Below are 16196 nucleotides of genomic sequence, written 5' to 3' on the forward strand. Positions count from 1 at the left end.
TTACCGACTTTTTCCATGGCTTCGGCAATGATGTCGCCGATGGAGTTGTCGGAGTTGGCCGAGATGGTGCCGACCTGAGCGATGGCCTTGGTGTCAGCGCAAGGCTTGGACAGGGCTTTCAGCTCTTTGACGATTGCGATGGTCGCTTTGTCGATACCGCGCTTCAGGTCCATCGGGTTCATGCCGGCAGCGACGGCTTTCAGGCCTTCGTTGACGATCGATTGAGCCAGAACGGTAGCGGTGGTGGTGCCGTCGCCTGCGTCATCGTTGGCACGGGAGGCAACGTCTTTGACCAGCTGCGCGCCCATGTTTTCGAAGCGATCTTTCAGCTCGATTTCTTTGGCAACGGACACGCCGTCCTTGGTGATGGTCGGAGCGCCGAAGCTCTTCTCGATGATCACGTTACGGCCTTTAGGGCCCAGGGTCGCTTTTAATGCGTCAGCCAGGACGTTGACACCGGCGAGCATTTTCTTGCGGGCGGAATCGCCGAATTTAACTTCTTTAGCAGCCATGATCGATATTCCTTAAATACTTTGTAGTAGCGGGAAAATGAGCGGGGAATCAGCCTTCGATAACAGCGAGGATTTCGTTCTCGCTCATTACCAACAGGTCTTCGCCGTCGACTTTCACGGTGTTGCTGCCGGAGTACGGGCCGAACACAACCTTGTCACCCACTTTAACGGCCAGTGCACGCACTTCACCGTTGTCCAGCACGCGGCCGGTACCGACAGCGAGGATCTCGCCGCTGTTGGCTTTTTCAGCAGCCGAACCTGGCAGGACGATACCGCCAGCGGTTTTCTTTTCTTCTTCGCTGCGACGGATGACGACGCGGTCATGCAGAGGACGAAGCTTCATTGTCGATCTCTCCTAATTGTGGTTTTCATCGGCCGGTGTATTCCCGGCGGGTTTAACAAATCCGGCGGTGCCGGGTGCGGTTCGTCGAGCGAACCGCGGAAGTCTGTCTGGCGTAATCGCCAGAAACCTTGCGGTGACCGTTACATAAGGGCGCATAAGCTTATTACAAGGGCGAGGACGCAAATTTTTTCAGGTTGCTGCCCCACAAACGAACACGGCACCCGAAGGTGCCGTGCCGGTGTAGCGGATTACTTGGTATCGCGGTGTTCGAATTCGCCTTCGATCACGTTGGGCTCACGGCCCAGCGGCTCGCGGGTCGCAGGGCCGCCGCCACCTGGCTGAAGGTCGTCGGCGAACGCACGCTGACGGATTGCCGCCTCTTCGGCACGCTGGCGCATTTTATTGGCCAACAGTCGACGAGAGATCGGCAGCAACATGATCAGACCCAGCACGTCAGTGACGAAGCCCGGCAGGATCAACAGACCACCCGCCAGTGCCAGCATCAAACCTTCGAGCATGGTCTGGGCCGGCAACTCGCCGCGGTTCAGGCTTTCCCGAGCACGCAATGCGGTTGCCAGACCAGCGATACGCAGCACGAACACGCCGAGCATCGAGCCGAGAATGACCAGCAGCAGGGCCGGGAAAAACCCGATCGCCCCGCTTACCTTGACGAATACGAACAGCTCCAACACCGGGAACAGTACAAAGAGCAATAAAAAAGGGCGCATCAAATGGTTCCTCAACGCAAGAATGCCTTGCCAGTCTTCCCTAGATGACGTCGCCGATTCGTGAATTCAAGCGTCGGCCACTTCATTTTTCGGCCAATGTTCGGCGTGAGCCAGGAAAACCAAGGCTTCGCGTACTTGTGTCGGCGTATTACACGGCGTTTGAAACGGCAACCAATAGAGCCCCTGGCCAATGCGCAGGTGCATGCCTTCGGTATCGATACCCGCCAGTTGCGCCGGCTCGGTTTTCGGCAGGCCTGCCAGTTCGACGTAGTGGGCGATGGCTTTCGCGTGATCGGCATTCATGTGCTCGACCATGCTCGCTTCGGCCTTACCGGCAAATGGGTTGGTCAGGGTCAGTTGATCGACCCAGTGAATCGCACCGAAGCCGCCGATGTAACGGTGACGTACCGGCTTGAGCACCCAGAAATCGAAATCGTGGGCCTTGTGGTAGCTCTGTGAATCCGGGAAATAGCGGTAGTAACGCTCAGCCGCCGCTTCGATGGCTGACTCGTCCTCGAGCTTTTCTGCTTCGGCGAGGTAGGTCAGGCGACCAACGGCTTGCACATCTTCGGCCCCGCGCTCGCCCACAAACAGTGAGCATTTTGGATCTTTCTGCAGGTTGTGGGTGTGCTGGGCGATACGGCTGATAAGGATCAGCGGCCAACCCTGTTCGTCCAGACAGTACGGAACCACGGAGCCAAACGGGAAACCGGGCATCGCCTTGGAGTGTGTCGAGAGCACTCCACGGTATTCCTTGAGAAGCAATTCTCGGGCATTCTTGGCCGCTTCAACGCTCAATTTATGACTCCTTATTAGAATCCGTCAAAAAAACGGACAGGCGCCTGGGGATAAGTTCCAGTACGCCATCGGGGCAGTTCTCATGTGCAGCCAGGCCGCATCAGGTGCAGATCGAGAGGCTACTCTCTAAAAGGAAACCACTCCTCTGACCTGCTATTGGGGCATGCGAATGCAACTCACTGACAAAGTAATCATTATCACGGGCGGTTGCCAGGGTTTAGGCCGTTCCATGGCCGAGTATTTCGCCGATAAAGGCGCGAAGCTGGCGCTAGTGGACCTGAACCAGGAAAAGCTCGACGACACCGTCGCCGCTTGCAAGGCTAAAGGCGTCGATGCTCGCGCTTATCTGTGCAATGTCGCCAATGAAGAGCAAGTGACCCACATGGTCGCCCAGGTTGCCGAGGACTTCGGCGCGATCCATGGCTTGATCAACAACGCCGGGATCCTGCGCGATGGCTTGCTTATCAAGGTCAAGGACGGCGAGATGACCAAGATGAGCCTGGCCCAGTGGCAGACGGTCATCGACGTCAATCTGACCGGCGTATTCCTGTGCACCCGTGAAGTCGCGGCCAAAATGATCGAGCTGAACAACAGCGGCACGATCATTAATATCTCGTCGATCTCCCGCGCTGGCAACGTCGGCCAGACCAACTACTCCGCCGCCAAGGCCGGTGTCGCCGCGGCGACCGTGACCTGGGCGAAGGAATTGGCACGCTACGGTATTCGTGTGGCAGGCATTGCACCGGGCTTTATCGAAACCGAAATGACGCTGAGCATGAAGCCTGAGGCGCTGGAGAAGATAACGTCCGCGATTCCACTCAAGCGCATGGGCAAGCCTGAAGAGATCGCCCATTCAGCGGCGTACATTTTCGAGAACGACTATTTCACCGGTCGGATTATGGAGTTGGATGGCGGGTTGCGCATCTAAAGCCACTGCAAAACAAATGTGGGAGCGAGCTTGCTCGCGATAGCGGTAGTCCAGTCAACAAATCTGTTGAATGTTAATCCGTCATCGCGAGCAAGCTCGCTCCCACAGAGAAGCGTATTTCAGTTCATTAATCGTCGCTGATCGTGATGTTCGGCATGGCCGGTGTCGCCGCTTCCTGCAACACGATCCGCGCGCCGACATGGCGGGCCAGTTCCTGGTAAACCATCGCAATCGGGCTGTCAGGCTCGGCGATCACCGTTGGCTTGCCGCCGTCGGCCTGTTCGCGGATGGCCATCGCCAGCGGCAACGAAGCCAGCAGCTCGACGCCGTACTGGTTGGCCAGCTTCACACCACCGCCCTCACCGAACAGATGCTCGGCATGCCCGCAGTTGGAGCAGATGTGCACGGCCATGTTTTCCACCACGCCCAGCACCGGGATGTTGACCTTGCGGAACATCTCCACGCCCTTGCGCGCGTCCAGCAATGCCAGGTCCTGCGGGGTCGTGACGATCACCGCACCGGCCACCGGGACTTTCTGCGCCAGGGTCAGCTGGATGTCACCGGTGCCTGGTGGCATGTCGATGACCAGGTAATCCAGGTCGCCCCAGGCGGTCTGAGTGACGAGTTGCAACAAGGCGCCGGAAACCATCGGCCCGCGCCAGACCATCGGCGTGTTGTCATCGGTCAGGAACGCCATGGACATGACTTCGACACCGTGGGACTCGATCGGAATAAACCACTTCTGATCCTTGACCTTGGGTCGGGTGCCTTCAGGGATGCCGAACATGATGCCTTGGCTCGGTCCGTAAATATCCGCGTCGAGGATCCCGACCTTGGCGCCTTCGCGGGCCAGGGCCAGGGCCAGGTTGGCGGCGGTGGTCGATTTGCCCACACCGCCCTTGCCGGACGCCACGGCCACCACGTTCTTGACGTTGGCCAGCCCCGGGATCTGCGCTTGAGCCTTGTGCGCGGCAATGACACTGGTGATCTCGACGCGGGCGATGGTCACGCCGTCCAGCCCTTCAATGGCCATTTGCAGCAACTGCGCCCAGCCACTCTTGAACAGGCCGGCGGCGTAACCCAGTTCCAGCTGGACGCTGACGCGATCCCCCTGAATATCGATGCCGCGCACGCACCCGGCGCTGACCGGGTCCTGGTTCAGGTAAGGGTCGGTGTATTGGCGAAGGACGGCTTCCACCGCTGCGCGATTGACGGCGCTCATGGGCAACTCCGATAGCAAGACTGGAAAATCAGGCGAGTATCCTAACCGTTCTGTCGCCCGGACGGCATGCTTTCAGGATGTGACAAATAACCCATGGTCGAATGCTACCTGTAGCAGCTGGCGAAGCTTGCGTTCGGCGGCGCAGCCGTCGCAAACCCAGGCACCGCGGTGTGCCAGGCAAATCAGGGTGACAGAATTGGCGACGGCTTCGCCGCCGAACGCAGGCTTCGCCAGCTGCTACAAAGGTCCGCGGAGGCTGGCCTTGGGGGTGAAAAATATGCGCTGGCGCTTTATAGTGGCCGACCTCCGTTTCATCAAGTAGCCGAGCCCCATGTCCGAGCCACGCAAGATCCTCGTCACCAGCGCCCTGCCCTATGCCAATGGTTCGATCCATCTTGGCCACATGCTGGAATACATCCAGACCGATATGTGGGTGCGCTTCCAGAAGCACCGCGGCAATCAATGCATTTATGTCTGCGCCGACGACGCCCACGGTTCGGCCATCATGCTGCGCGCGGAAAAGGAAGGCATCACCCCCGAACAACTGATCGCCAACGTCCAGGCTGAACACAGCGCCGACTTTGCCGAGTTCCTGGTGGACTTCGACAACTTCCACTCCACTCACGCCGAAGAAAACCGTGAGCTGTCGAGCCAGATCTACCTGAAGCTGCGCGACGCCGGGCACATTGCCACGCGCTCGATCACTCAGTACTTCGACCCGGAAAAGAAAATGTTCCTGGCCGACCGCTTCATCAAGGGCACCTGCCCGAAATGCGGCACCGAAGACCAGTACGGCGACAACTGCGAAAAATGCGGTGCGACCTACGCGCCGACCGACCTGAAGGATCCGAAGTCGGCGATCTCTGGCGCCACTCCGGTGCTCAAGGATTCCCAGCACTTCTTCTTCAAGCTGCCGGACTTCCAGGAAATGCTGCAAGCCTGGACCCGCAGCGGCACCCTGCAAGAGGCCGTGGCGAACAAGATCGCCGAATGGCTGGATGCCGGCCTGCAACAGTGGGACATCTCCCGCGATGCGCCGTACTTCGGTTTCGAAATCCCCGACGAGCCAGGCAAATACTTCTACGTCTGGCTCGACGCGCCGATCGGCTACATGGCCAGCTTCAAGAACCTCTGCGACCGCACGCCTACACTTGATTTCGACGCGTTCTGGGGCAAGGATTCCACCGCCGAGCTGTACCATTTCATCGGCAAGGACATCGTCAACTTCCACGCCCTGTTCTGGCCAGCCATGCTCGAAGGCGCCGGTTTCCGTAAACCGACCGGTATCAACGTACACGGTTACCTGACCGTCAACGGTCAGAAAATGTCCAAATCCCGCGGCACCTTCATCAAGGCCCGGACCTATCTCGACCACCTGTCGCCGGAATACCTGCGCTACTACTACGCGGCGAAGCTGAGCCGTGGCGTCGATGACCTGGACCTGAACCTCGAAGACTTCGTGCAGAAGGTCAACTCCGACCTGGTCGGCAAAGTCGTCAACATCGCCAGCCGTTGCGCCGGTTTCATCCACAAAGGCAACGCCGGTGTACTGGTGGCGGGTAATGCCGCGCCGGAACTGACCGAAGCGTTCCTCGCCGCAGCGCCGAGCATCGCCGAAGCCTACGAGGCTCGCGACTTCGCCCGTGCCATGCGCGAGATCATGGGCCTGGCCGACCGCGCCAACGCCTGGATCGCCGACAAGGCGCCGTGGTCGCTGAACAAACAGGAAGGCAAGCAAGACAAAGTCCAGGCCATCTGCGCCTTGGGCGTCAACCTGTTCCGCCAGCTGGTGATCTTCCTCAAACCGGTGCTGCCGCTGCTGGCCGCCGACGCCGAGGCGTTCCTGAATGTCGCGCCGCTGACCTGGAACGACCACGCTACCTTGCTCAGCAACCATCAGCTGAACGAGTTCAAACCGTTGATGACCCGTATCGACCCGGTGAAAGTGCAAGCCATGAGCGACGCCTCGAAAGAAGACCTGACCGCCAGCGCTACCGACACCGGCGATGCTGCGCCCGCCGGCAACGGTGAACTGGCCAAGGATCCGCTGTCGCCGGAGATCGAGTTCGACGCCTTTGCCGCTGTCGACCTGCGCGTCGCCCTGATCCTCAAGGCCGAACACGTGGAAGGTGCCGACAAACTGCTGCGCCTGACCCTGGACATCGGTGATGAGCAACGCAACGTGTTCTCCGGGATCAAGAGCGCTTATCCGGATCCGTCCAAGCTCAATGGTCGTCTGACCATGATGATCGCCAACCTCAAGCCACGGAAAATGAAGTTCGGCATCTCCGAAGGCATGGTGATGGCGGCCGGCCCTGGCGGCGAAGAAATCTACCTGCTCAGCCCTGACAGCGGCGCCAAGCCAGGTCAGCGCATCAAGTAAGGCTCTGCTGTAAACCGATCCCGCAGTCGTGCCTGGCGCGACTGTGGGATTTTCATGTCTGGCCCACCCTCCGTCCTTGCCGGATAATGCCTAAGCTTTTTAGACCGCTCCGTTAAAAAGCCCCGTTCTTGCCGGCACGATCATGACCGAAATTGTTCTTACGCTTATCAGCGCTGCCCTGATCAACAACCTCGTGTTGCACTGGCCGCTGGGCGTCGATCCGCTGCTGGGCAACGAGCATCGGCAAGTCCACGCGTTGGGCCTTGCGACGATGTGTTTGATGCTGATCGTCGGCACGCTGGGCTACTCGACCTACCGTTGGTTGCTGGTCCCGCTGGAGCTGACGTCGCTGCGCCTTTTCGTCTTCCTGCCATTAAGCGTTCTGCTGATTGGCCCGCTGCTGAAAGTGCTTTCCCGGTTACTTCCAAAGCTTGCGTTCGATGGCCTCTGGCCCCTGCTGCTGGGCAACGCCGGCGTACTCGGCCTGACGTTGCTCAACGCTCAGGACGACAAAGGCTTCTTCCACGCCACGGCCCTGAGCCTGGGTGCCGGGCTGGGTTTCTGGCTGGTACTGAGCCTGTTCAGCGACTTGCGCCAACGCACAATCGAAAATGATATCCCCCTGCCCTTTCGCGGCCTGCCCATCGACCTGATCGGCGCCGGACTGATTGCAGTGGCCTTTCTCGGATTCAGCGGACTGATCAAAACATGAGTCTGATTCAACGCATCGACGCCCTCTTGCCGCAGACCCAATGCGGCAAGTGCGGCCACCCCGGATGCAAACCGTACGCCGAAGGCATTGCCAGCGGCGAACCGATCAACAAATGTCCGCCGGGCGGCAGCGAGACCATCGCGGCCTTGGCCGAGCTGTTGAAAGTGCCGGTGCTGGAACTGGACGTCAGTCGCGGTTCGGCCCCGGCGCAGATCGCCTATATTCGTGAAGCGGAGTGTATTGGTTGCACCAAGTGCATCCAGGCCTGCCCGGTGGATGCCATTGTCGGCGCGGCGAAATTGATGCACACGGTGATCGTCGATGAATGCACCGGGTGCGACCTGTGCGTAGCGCCGTGCCCGGTGGATTGCATCGAAATGCGGCCGTTACCGCTGGACACGGTGCTGCCGATTGTCGGCGGCCTGGCGTTCAGCCTTGATGAACATCGCACCCGGGCGGCCAAGCGCAATCACGCGCGACGCCGATTTGAACAGCGCAACGCTCGCCTGCGTCGCGAAGAAGAACAGAAAATCGCCGAACGTCAGGCCCGAGCCCAGCGCGCCGTCCAGCACAGTGAGGTAGCGACACTCGACCCGGTTCAGGTCGCTCTTGAGCGAGTCCGCGCACAGAAGGCAGCGAACGCGGATGCGGCGTTGAAAAAAGCCAAGATCGATCTGGCGATGAGTCGGGCGCAACTGAACAAGTCACTCAAGGCGTTCGGGCATCCGCCGACCTTCGAACAGCAATCGCAGCTGATCGTCCTGCAACAGCAGTTCGAGGCAGCCGAACAGGCGTTGGCGAAACTGGAAAGTACTGCACCGCCAGCCGCGCCCCCCGTCGTTCCGGCGAAAAATGCGCAGCTGAATCGGGCAAAGATCCAGTTGGCCATGCGCCGCTCCGAACTCAAGAAAGCCCATGCCAGCGAAGCCCCTGCTGAGCAGATCGAAGCCCTGGAACTCGCGGTGAATGAAGCCGAGCGTCAGGTGGATGCCTATGCCGCCCCTTGAATCGGTCGACGAACGCCTCCAGCAAGCCATGAAGCTGGTATTGCTGGCCACCGTGCCGGGAACGCTGGTGTTTTTCTGGCTGTATGGCTGGGGCGTGTTGATCAACCTGATTCTGACAGGTGCTACCGCACTGGCCGTTGAAGCGACCGTGTTGCGCTTGCGCAAGCTTGCGCTCAAGCCGACTTTGAGCGACGGCAGTGCGCTAATCAGCGCGACGCTGTTGGCTCTGGCCTTGCCGCCTTATTGTCCGTGGTGGCTGACGGTCTGTGCCGCGGCGTTCGCGATGGTGTTCGGCAAACACCTGTATGGCGGCGTTGGCAAGAATCCGTTCAACCCGGCAATGCTAGGCTTCGCCCTGGTGCTGGTGACCTTTCCCCAACCGATGACCCACTGGCCGTCATCCCATGGTCTGGACCTGATCGGCGGCTTGCAGCAGGTGTTCGGGTTCAGCCTCGGTCAGAAGCCAGATGCCTGGGTCCAGGCCACGGCGCTGGACAGCCTGCGGATCAACAAAAGCCTGACCATGGACGAACTGTTTGCCGCTAACCCGGCGTTCGGCCACTTCGGCGGCCGAGGCATGGAATGGGTCAACCTGGCCTTCCTGGCAGGTGGCGCGTTTCTGCTGCAACGACGGGTGTTCAGCTGGCATGCGCCGGTCGGCATGCTGGCCAGCCTGTTCATCATCAGCCTGCTGTGCTGGAACGGCTCGGGCTCCGACTCACATGGTTCGCCGCTGTTTCATCTGTTCACTGGCGCGAGCATGCTGGGTGCATTCTTCATCGTCACGGAACCGGTGTCCGGCGCGAAAAGCCCCGGCGCGCGACTGCTGTTCGGTGCGGGCGTCGGGCTGCTGACGTACTTGATTCGTACCTGGGGAGGTTATCCGGACGGCGTCGCCTTTGCCGTGCTGTTGATGAACCTCTGTGTGCCGGCGCTGGAGCGGTTTGCCGCCTCCAGACTGGAACGGGGTGCGCCATGAGCCGAGCGTCGAGCGTTGTGACCCTGGCGTTGCTGGCAGCCCTGGGGATTGGTGCGACTTACCTCCTGCAGCACACCAGTGCGCCGCGCATTGCGGCCGAACAGCGCCTGATCGACAGTCGTAACCTGCTGGACCTGCTCCCGGCTGAAAGCTACGACAATCAGCCGCTGGAACAGCCGCTCCCCCTCGAAAACACCGACTTGGCCAACAGCACGCTGCTAGGTGGCTACCTGGCAACCAAGACAGGCCAGACCAGCGCCGTGTTGCTGCGCAGCCAAACCCTGGGTTACGAGGGTTCCATTGAATTGCTGATTGCCATCGGCACAAACGGCAAGGTGCTGGGCGTAAAAACGCTCAAGCAATCCGAAACTCCGGGGCTGGGCGGTCGACTCGCCGACTGGCCCAATGCCTGGCTTCAGGCTTTTTCCGGAAAGTCCCGAACCGAACCTGCCGACAATGGCTGGGCCTTGAAAAAGGATCAGGGGCAATTCGATCAAATGGCGGGGGCGACCATTACTTCGAGAGCGGTCATCAACGCCATCCATGACGCGTTGCGCTATTTCGACGAACATCAGCAACAGTTGATCGGGAGCAGCGCTCATGAATAAGTCATCGACGCTGCAGAATTCGCTGATGCTTGCACCGCTGATCGGTGCCACGGATTCATTAGTGTCCGCTGTGGGCTTGTGGCTGATGTTCATCGTGGTGATCAGTGCCTTTGGAGTGAGCATGGGCGCCTTGCGATCCCGACTTGTCCCGGCGACACGTTTGCTTGCCAGCGTCCTGCTGGCGGCCACACTGACCAGCTGCACGGAACTTGCCGCGCAAGTCTGGTCGCTGCAATGGCACCAGCATGTAGGGTTATATGCAGGATTGATTGCCTTGCAATGCGTTGTGCTGGAACACACCGGTTTTTTCCAGAGCGCCTGGCGTGTTCGCCTGCGCCTGTGTGGCTTGTTCGGCGCGTTGATGGCGGGCCTTGGCTTGCTGCGCGAACTCATCGGCAGCGGGACACTAGGCAGCCATCTGCCATGGCTAGCCGGCACTGCGCAAGGGGACTGGCAAGGCTGGGTGCTGACTACCGACGGTGGTTTGCACCTGGCCACCCTGGTCCCTGGCGGATTCATTCTGCTGGGACTGCTGATCGCCGCACGTCAGGCCTGGACCCGCTCGACGCCCCCACACTGACCGCCTTCGAGGAAACGCACTGCCCATGAATGCCGCAAAACGTCTGGAAATTTTTCGCCGATTTCACGAAGACAACCCGGAACCGAAGACCGAACTGGCCTACTCCTCGCCGTTCGAATTGCTGATATCCGTGATTCTCTCGGCGCAGTCGACCGATGTCGGCGTCAACAAGGCCACCGCCAAGCTCTACCCGGTGGCAAATACACCGGCGGCGATTTATGCCCTGGGTGTCGAAGGTTTGTCGGAATACATCAAGACCATCGGCCTGTTCAACAGCAAAGCGAAAAACGTGATCGAGACCTGTCGCTTGCTGGTGGAACGTCATGGAGGTGAAGTGCCGCAAACCCGTGAAGAACTGGAAGCGTTACCCGGCGTCGGCCGCAAGACCGCCAACGTAGTGCTCAATACCGCATTCCGTCAGTTGACCATGGCCGTGGATACGCATATTTTCCGGGTCAGCAATCGTACCGGCATTGCTCCAGGCAAAAATGTGGTCGAGGTTGAGCAAAAACTGATGAAGTTCGTGCCGAAGGAATATCTGCTGGATTCCCATCACTGGCTGATCCTCCACGGACGCTACGTTTGCCTGGCCCGTAAGCCTCGCTGCGGCAGTTGCCGGATCGAAGACTTGTGCGAATACAAGCAAAAGACGTCGGACGATTGAGGCACTATTAGGTTTTTCGATTTATCGATTGAAAAAATCTTTTTTACCCGCCGGGAGATTATCGATATAAGGAGCGCCAAAGGCAGTCTTAGCCTGGAGTAACACTATGAGCACTGGCAAAGAGCAATTGGACGTAGAAGACGACTTCACCCCTGTTGAGGCTGATGATGCTGAACCGGTGGTTGAAGTGGCGAAGACCAACCTGAGCAAACGCCGTACCATCGACAATCTGTTGGAGGAGCGCCGACTGCAAAAGCAATTGGCCGATTACGATTTTGACCTATGACACCTAAAAGCCTCCCGAAACGGAGGCTTTTTACTAAGTGCCGCCTGATGCCCCCCGCTCATCGCGCTTCGTCAAACGCTGGGGCAGTCACACCAGACCATTGCGTTGAGCCAATTCGATCAGGTCGACCAGGGAGCGGGCATTGAGCTTCAACAACAGACGAGTCTTGTAAGTACTGACGGTCTTATTGCTGAGGAACATTCCGTCGGCGATCTCCTTGTTGGTCTTGCCTCGGGCCAATTGTTGCAAGACCATCATTTCCCGTCCCGACAGTCGATCTACCATATCGGCTTCACTGGCGTTCCCCAAACTGGAACGTACGGTATGCAAGGCTTGATTCGGAAAGTAACTGTAGCCTGACAATACTGCCTTTATTGCACTGAGCAATTCAGTGAGATCCTGTTGCTTACAGACATACCCTGCAGCACCCGATTGCATGCAACGCATAGAGAAATGCCCGGGTGCCTGGGAAGTTAGTATCAGTACTTTCATGGGCATTGCTGTCGATGTCAGACGCGCAATGACTTCCAGCCCATCAAGTTTTGGTATTCCAATATCCAGGATGACAATATCCGGCATATGCTCACGGGCAAGTTGCAACGCATCCACGCCATTATCTGTCTCTGCAATAACCTCGTAGCCGTGACGCTCCATTAGCATACGTACCGCAAGACGAATGACGGGGTGATCATCCACGATCAGCACTTTATTCATGGGCAAGTCCAATTTTCGCTGTTCGAATTTTTAGAGCCCGCACGATAGCCTAGTCGTTTCACCCATGGCATGCCGCCCCCCTCGGCCACCCACACCGAGAGACATTCCCTACAGACATTAAAGAATAGTCTTACAAAATTCCCAAAAATACCGTGGGGGTAAAAATTTTATCAACCTGAAAACATTTTGATTATCCGCCGTTTTTTTGTTTCTGTTTACAACCAGAAAACCAAATAGCAGGGTTCGTCGCAAGAGATCCAACGAATACTGACTATTGAGCTACCCTTAAAAGTAACTGATATTTACCACTTGAAATCCCATACCCCAAATACCGCACATCAAGGTTGTAATAAAAAAATCACACCAGGCAACACTTCAACAACAAACTCAATCCATCACCACCTAAAACTCTACAACAGAGGTACCCGCTACACACTCAATACCGTTACTATCGAACCTTCGAAATCTAAAACTCAAAAGGAGTACTGCACAAATACAAACACCGACCACTTAGTTATTAAACTGAAAACCAAAAACATTAATCAATAGAGAAAAAACAATACCCCCATGAGAAAAAGACATGATCAAATCAAAGAAAAAAATTATCAACCCCATGACAGTTATTGCAATATTTGCCGCTATTTCTGAAACATCAGCCGCCGTCTCACTGCCCTTTCTCGACAACAAGGAGCGGGAGCTCTATGTCTGGTTCCTGATCAGCTTTCCTTTTTATTTGCTTTTTCTTTTCTTCGCCACACTCAACTTCAACTACCGGTCGCTGTACGCGCCATCCGATTTCGGCAAGGGAAAGCATTTTATAAAAGTGATGGACAACACTGATCGCGGTCAGCGGCCCGATAACCTGAAGGCCCCTCCCGCCCGGATCGATATTCAGACGGGCCTCTCGGCTCTACAGCACGTTTGCATGGCCGAGCAGCTAAAAAACCTGCACATCGTCGATGCGCGGTGGCTAAACAAGAAAATGGAATTCGGTGCATGGATTGAAAAAAACCGGCACCCACAGGGAAGCCCTGCACAAGTGATCGTATTTCTCACCTGTACCGATTCGGAGGCACTACTTAAGGAAAGCGCAAGCAAGCAATCAAAACAGGCAAAGAATCGCAGCGGACCAACGCTTTGCATTGCTTACAATTTGAATTCACACGGCCTGACGATTCTTGATCACTCTTTTTACCTGACACGCAGCAGGTAACGCTTGAAGAGCATTCAGAGAGAGGAAACAGAAGGAAGGTATTACAGATACAAAAAGAGCGCTGATAACACGATGTTCGGCAGGAAAACTCCCCCTATTCAGAAATTGTGGCCTTGTCACCGACAAGGCCACAACTCTCGTTCCACTACGGTCAAAGGTCTCAGAAAAGCTTCCGGCCTTTGTTCGCCGCAATACGCATGCGCAACGCGTTGAGCTTGATGAAGCCCGCCGCGTCGGCCTGGTTGTAGGCGCCGCCATCTTCTTCGAAGGTCGCGATGTTGGCATCGAACAACGATTCGTCGGACTTGCGACCGGTGACGATCACGTTGCCCTTGTACAGCTTCAGGCGCACAACGCCGTTCACGTGGGCCTGGGACGCGTCGATCATCTGTTGCAGCATCAGACGCTCAGGGCTCCACCAGTAACCGGTGTAGATCAGGCTGGCGTATTTAGGCATCAGCTCGTCTTTGAGGTGAGCCACTTCGCGGTCCAGGGTGATCGATTCGATCGCACGGTGGGCGCGCAGCATGATGGTGCCGCCTGGGGTTTCGTAGCAGCCACGGGACTTCATGCCCACGTAACGGTTCTCAACGATGTCGAGACGGCCGATACCGTGTTCGCCACCGATACGGTTCAGGGTCGCCAGCACGGTAGCCGGGGTCATTTCGACGCCGTCCAGTGCAACGATGTCGCCGTTGCGGTAGGTCAGTTCCAGGTATTGCGCTTTATCTGGAGCCTTCTCCGGGGAGACGGTCCATTTCCACATGTCTTCTTCGTGCTCGGTCCAGGTGTCTTCAAGCACGCCGCCTTCATAAGAGATGTGCAGCAGGTTGGCATCCATCGAGTACGGGGATTTTTTCTTGCCGTGACGCTCGATCGGGATGTTGTGCTTTTCAGCATAATCCATCAGCTTCTCACGGGAGAGCAGGTCCCATTCGCGCCACGGAGCAATCACTTTCACGCCTGGCTTCAAGGCGTAGGCGCCCAACTCGAAACGAACCTGGTCGTTGCCCTTGCCGGTGGCGCCGTGGGAAATGGCGTCAGCGCCGGTTTCGTTGGCGATTTCGATCAAGCGCTTGGCGATCAACGGACGAGCGATGGAAGTACCCAGCAGGTACTCGCCTTCGTAAACGGTGTTGGCGCGGAACATAGGGAAAACGAAATCGCGCACGAACTCTTCGCGCAAGTCGTCAATGTAGATCTCTTTCACGCCCATGGCCTGTGCCTTGGCGCGCGCAGGTTCGACCTCTTCGCCCTGACCCAGGTCAGCGGTGAAGGTCACGACTTCACAGTTATAAGTATCCTGCAGCCACTTGAGGATCACCGAAGTGTCCAGGCCGCCGGAATACGCCAGAACGACCTTGTTTACGTCCGCCATGCCATCACTCCACGGGGTTCTACGGAAAGCCGTCAAGTCTACCGCTCATGCAGGATAATTTACAGAGGCGCGACAGCTTATGACGACGAAGCGACAGATTATGTCGAGTGAGCGACGATAACAGCGGGTTCAGGAGGTCGACGCGGCGCTCGCCGATGCAGTGGCCTGAGGGGCCGGCTTTTCGGTGGGCGCAACGCGCGCGAGGTGCACATTGACCCGACGGTTCTTCGCCCGGTTGGAGGAATTGGTATTGGGCGCCAACGGATAACGCTCGCCGTGAAAGCGCACGGTGACCTGCGATTCCTGAATGCCGTTGGCCTTGAAGAACTCCATGACTGCCAGGGCCCGACGCCGCGACAAATCACGATTGGTCAGGCGGTTTCCGCTGTTATCGGAGTGGCCATCGAGCTCGATGTGGTTGACCGTCGGATCAGCCTTCATGAACTCCAGCATCACTTGTAATTGCGCCTTGGCCTGCGCGTCGAGATCGATGCCTTCGCCGGGGAAGCCGATCTGCGATTGCTTAACCTGCTCGAAATTCTTCGGCAGCAGCTTCGCCACGCAGCCCTGATAGTCGTTGAATGCCTTGCTGAACTTGACTGGCAACAGACGCACTTCCGACACACGGCCATCGCCCGAGTAATGTCGAACGACCGGACTGCGGCCATCCATCAGGCCACTGATCAAGCGGCCAGCCTGAACTTGCGAACTGTTGAACAACACATTGCCGCTGCCGATTCGCACAGAACCGAGGTTGATGTCGCCACGCCCCGGCTGCCAGGGTGCAGCCGCCGCCAGCAAGGTGGCCGAACCGCCGCCGATCATCGAGTTATAGGCCTTCAGACGGAACGTCGCTTGCTCGCCAGCGCGACGCACGAATTCGCCCGAACCAAAATCAGTGATCGGCTGAGTCAGGCGGCATTCGAACTTGTCACCTTCGACCGTCCACTCGATGCTCTCCAGACGGGTCTGGAAAGTGAGCGCCATCGCAGGAAGGCTGGCAAACACGCTGAGCAAGGCTAAATAACGCTGGCGCACGGGAGGCTCCACTGGCTTCTACAACAAAAAGACCGACACACAGATGTTTACGGCATACCTGTTGGATATCGGAAGCTTCCTGCAAAACTTGATAGCGAGTGCC

18 protein-coding genes are annotated in these 16196 nt (G+C 57.7%); 10 read left to right on the plus strand and 8 right to left on the minus strand.

The genetic code is table 11. The features are described from left to right. The 4 genes from ACIQU2_RS07595 to ACIQU2_RS07610 form a co-directional block, all read right to left on the minus strand. Positions 1–512 (minus strand): TCP-1/cpn60 chaperonin family protein (locus ACIQU2_RS07595; protein WP_403139803.1); only part of this gene is annotated, 512 nt, incomplete at its 3' end. A gap of 49 nt (positions 513–561) precedes the next feature. Continuing rightward, positions 562–855, minus strand: coding sequence for a co-chaperone GroES (locus tag ACIQU2_RS07600; RefSeq protein WP_047532658.1), 294 nt, complete (start codon positions 853–855; stop codon positions 562–564). Between the two features lie 248 nt (positions 856–1103). Next, entirely contained in the window at positions 1104–1583 is a 480-nt protein-coding gene (locus tag ACIQU2_RS07605) for an FxsA family protein (RefSeq protein ID WP_403139804.1), read from the minus strand. A 66-nt stretch (positions 1584–1649) separates the two neighbouring features. Continuing rightward, positions 1650–2381 carry a HugZ family protein gene (locus tag ACIQU2_RS07610; protein ID WP_403139805.1) on the minus strand — a complete coding sequence of 244 codons (732 nt, stop codon included), beginning with the start codon at positions 2379–2381 and terminating at the stop codon, positions 1650–1652. A gap of 169 nt (positions 2382–2550) precedes the next feature. Here ACIQU2_RS07610 and ACIQU2_RS07615 point away from each other — a divergent pair, with 169 nt between their 5' ends. Beyond that, positions 2551–3309, plus strand: a complete 759-nt coding sequence (locus ACIQU2_RS07615) for an SDR family oxidoreductase (RefSeq protein WP_403139806.1) — start codon at positions 2551–2553, stop codon at positions 3307–3309. Between the two features lie 127 nt (positions 3310–3436). Here ACIQU2_RS07615 and apbC read toward each other — a convergent pair whose 3' ends face one another. Next, positions 3437–4531, minus strand: a complete 1095-nt coding sequence (gene apbC / locus ACIQU2_RS07620) for an iron-sulfur cluster carrier protein ApbC (RefSeq protein WP_046047101.1) — start codon at positions 4529–4531, stop codon at positions 3437–3439. A gap of 331 nt (positions 4532–4862) precedes the next feature. On the opposite strand from apbC, the gene metG reads away from it, so the two are divergent. The 8 genes from metG (at position 4863) to ACIQU2_RS07660 (ending at position 11750) form a co-directional block, all read left to right on the plus strand. Further along, positions 4863–6914 (plus strand): methionine--tRNA ligase, encoded by a 2052-nt coding sequence (gene metG / locus ACIQU2_RS07625; protein ID WP_403139808.1) that lies wholly within the window; start codon positions 4863–4865, stop codon positions 6912–6914. 142 nt (positions 6915–7056) lie between these two features. Then, complete coding sequence (locus ACIQU2_RS07630; RefSeq protein WP_403139809.1) at positions 7057–7626, plus strand: electron transport complex protein RnfA; 570 nt, start codon at positions 7057–7059, stop codon at positions 7624–7626. Continuing rightward, positions 7623–8633 (plus strand): electron transport complex subunit RsxB, encoded by a 1011-nt coding sequence (rsxB, locus tag ACIQU2_RS07635; RefSeq protein WP_403139811.1) that lies wholly within the window; start codon positions 7623–7625, stop codon positions 8631–8633. The genes ACIQU2_RS07630 and rsxB overlap by 4 nt, the downstream gene beginning before the upstream one ends. Continuing rightward, a complete protein-coding gene (locus ACIQU2_RS07640) occupies positions 8620–9612 on the plus strand; it encodes an RnfABCDGE type electron transport complex subunit D (RefSeq protein ID WP_403139813.1) in 993 nt (330 codons plus the stop codon). Before rsxB ends, ACIQU2_RS07640 begins: the two co-directional genes overlap by 14 nt. Next, complete coding sequence (locus ACIQU2_RS07645) at positions 9609–10220, plus strand: RnfABCDGE type electron transport complex subunit G (protein ID WP_403139814.1); 612 nt, start codon at positions 9609–9611, stop codon at positions 10218–10220. Before ACIQU2_RS07640 ends, ACIQU2_RS07645 begins: the two co-directional genes overlap by 4 nt. Continuing rightward, the gene (locus tag ACIQU2_RS07650) at positions 10213–10800 is read left to right on the plus strand and encodes an Rnf-Nqr domain containing protein (protein ID WP_403139816.1); all 588 of its coding nucleotides are present in this window, start codon (positions 10213–10215) and stop codon (positions 10798–10800) included. Before ACIQU2_RS07645 ends, ACIQU2_RS07650 begins: the two co-directional genes overlap by 8 nt. Positions 10801–10825: 25 nt before the next feature. Further along, positions 10826–11464, plus strand: a complete 639-nt coding sequence (nth, locus tag ACIQU2_RS07655) for an endonuclease III (RefSeq protein WP_129438022.1) — start codon at positions 10826–10828, stop codon at positions 11462–11464. 106 nt (positions 11465–11570) lie between these two features. Next, positions 11571–11750: a PA3496 family putative envelope integrity protein gene (locus ACIQU2_RS07660; protein WP_007898493.1), complete on the plus strand. Its 180-nt coding sequence runs from the start codon at positions 11571–11573 to the stop codon at positions 11748–11750. 87 nt (positions 11751–11837) lie between these two features. Here ACIQU2_RS07660 and ACIQU2_RS07665 read toward each other — a convergent pair whose 3' ends face one another. Next, positions 11838–12464 (minus strand): response regulator transcription factor, encoded by a 627-nt coding sequence (locus ACIQU2_RS07665; RefSeq protein ID WP_008155570.1) that lies wholly within the window; start codon positions 12462–12464, stop codon positions 11838–11840. Positions 12465–13044: 580 nt separating this feature from the next. Here ACIQU2_RS07665 and ACIQU2_RS07670 point away from each other — a divergent pair. Then, complete coding sequence (locus tag ACIQU2_RS07670; RefSeq protein WP_403139819.1) at positions 13045–13677, plus strand: hypothetical protein; 633 nt, start codon at positions 13045–13047, stop codon at positions 13675–13677. A 160-nt stretch (positions 13678–13837) separates the two neighbouring features. Here ACIQU2_RS07670 and ACIQU2_RS07675 read toward each other — a convergent pair whose 3' ends face one another. Continuing rightward, positions 13838–15055 (minus strand): argininosuccinate synthase, encoded by a 1218-nt coding sequence (locus tag ACIQU2_RS07675; protein WP_007898502.1) that lies wholly within the window; start codon positions 15053–15055, stop codon positions 13838–13840. A gap of 129 nt (positions 15056–15184) precedes the next feature. Then, positions 15185–16093, minus strand: a complete 909-nt coding sequence (locus tag ACIQU2_RS07680; RefSeq protein WP_403139821.1) for an OmpA family protein — start codon at positions 16091–16093, stop codon at positions 15185–15187. Positions 16094–16196: the final 103 nt, after the last annotated feature.

Origin of the sequence: Pseudomonas sp. NPDC098740 (assembly GCF_044760065.1) — a bacterium.
GTDB lineage: Bacteria > Pseudomonadota > Gammaproteobacteria > Pseudomonadales > Pseudomonadaceae > Aquipseudomonas > Aquipseudomonas rossensis.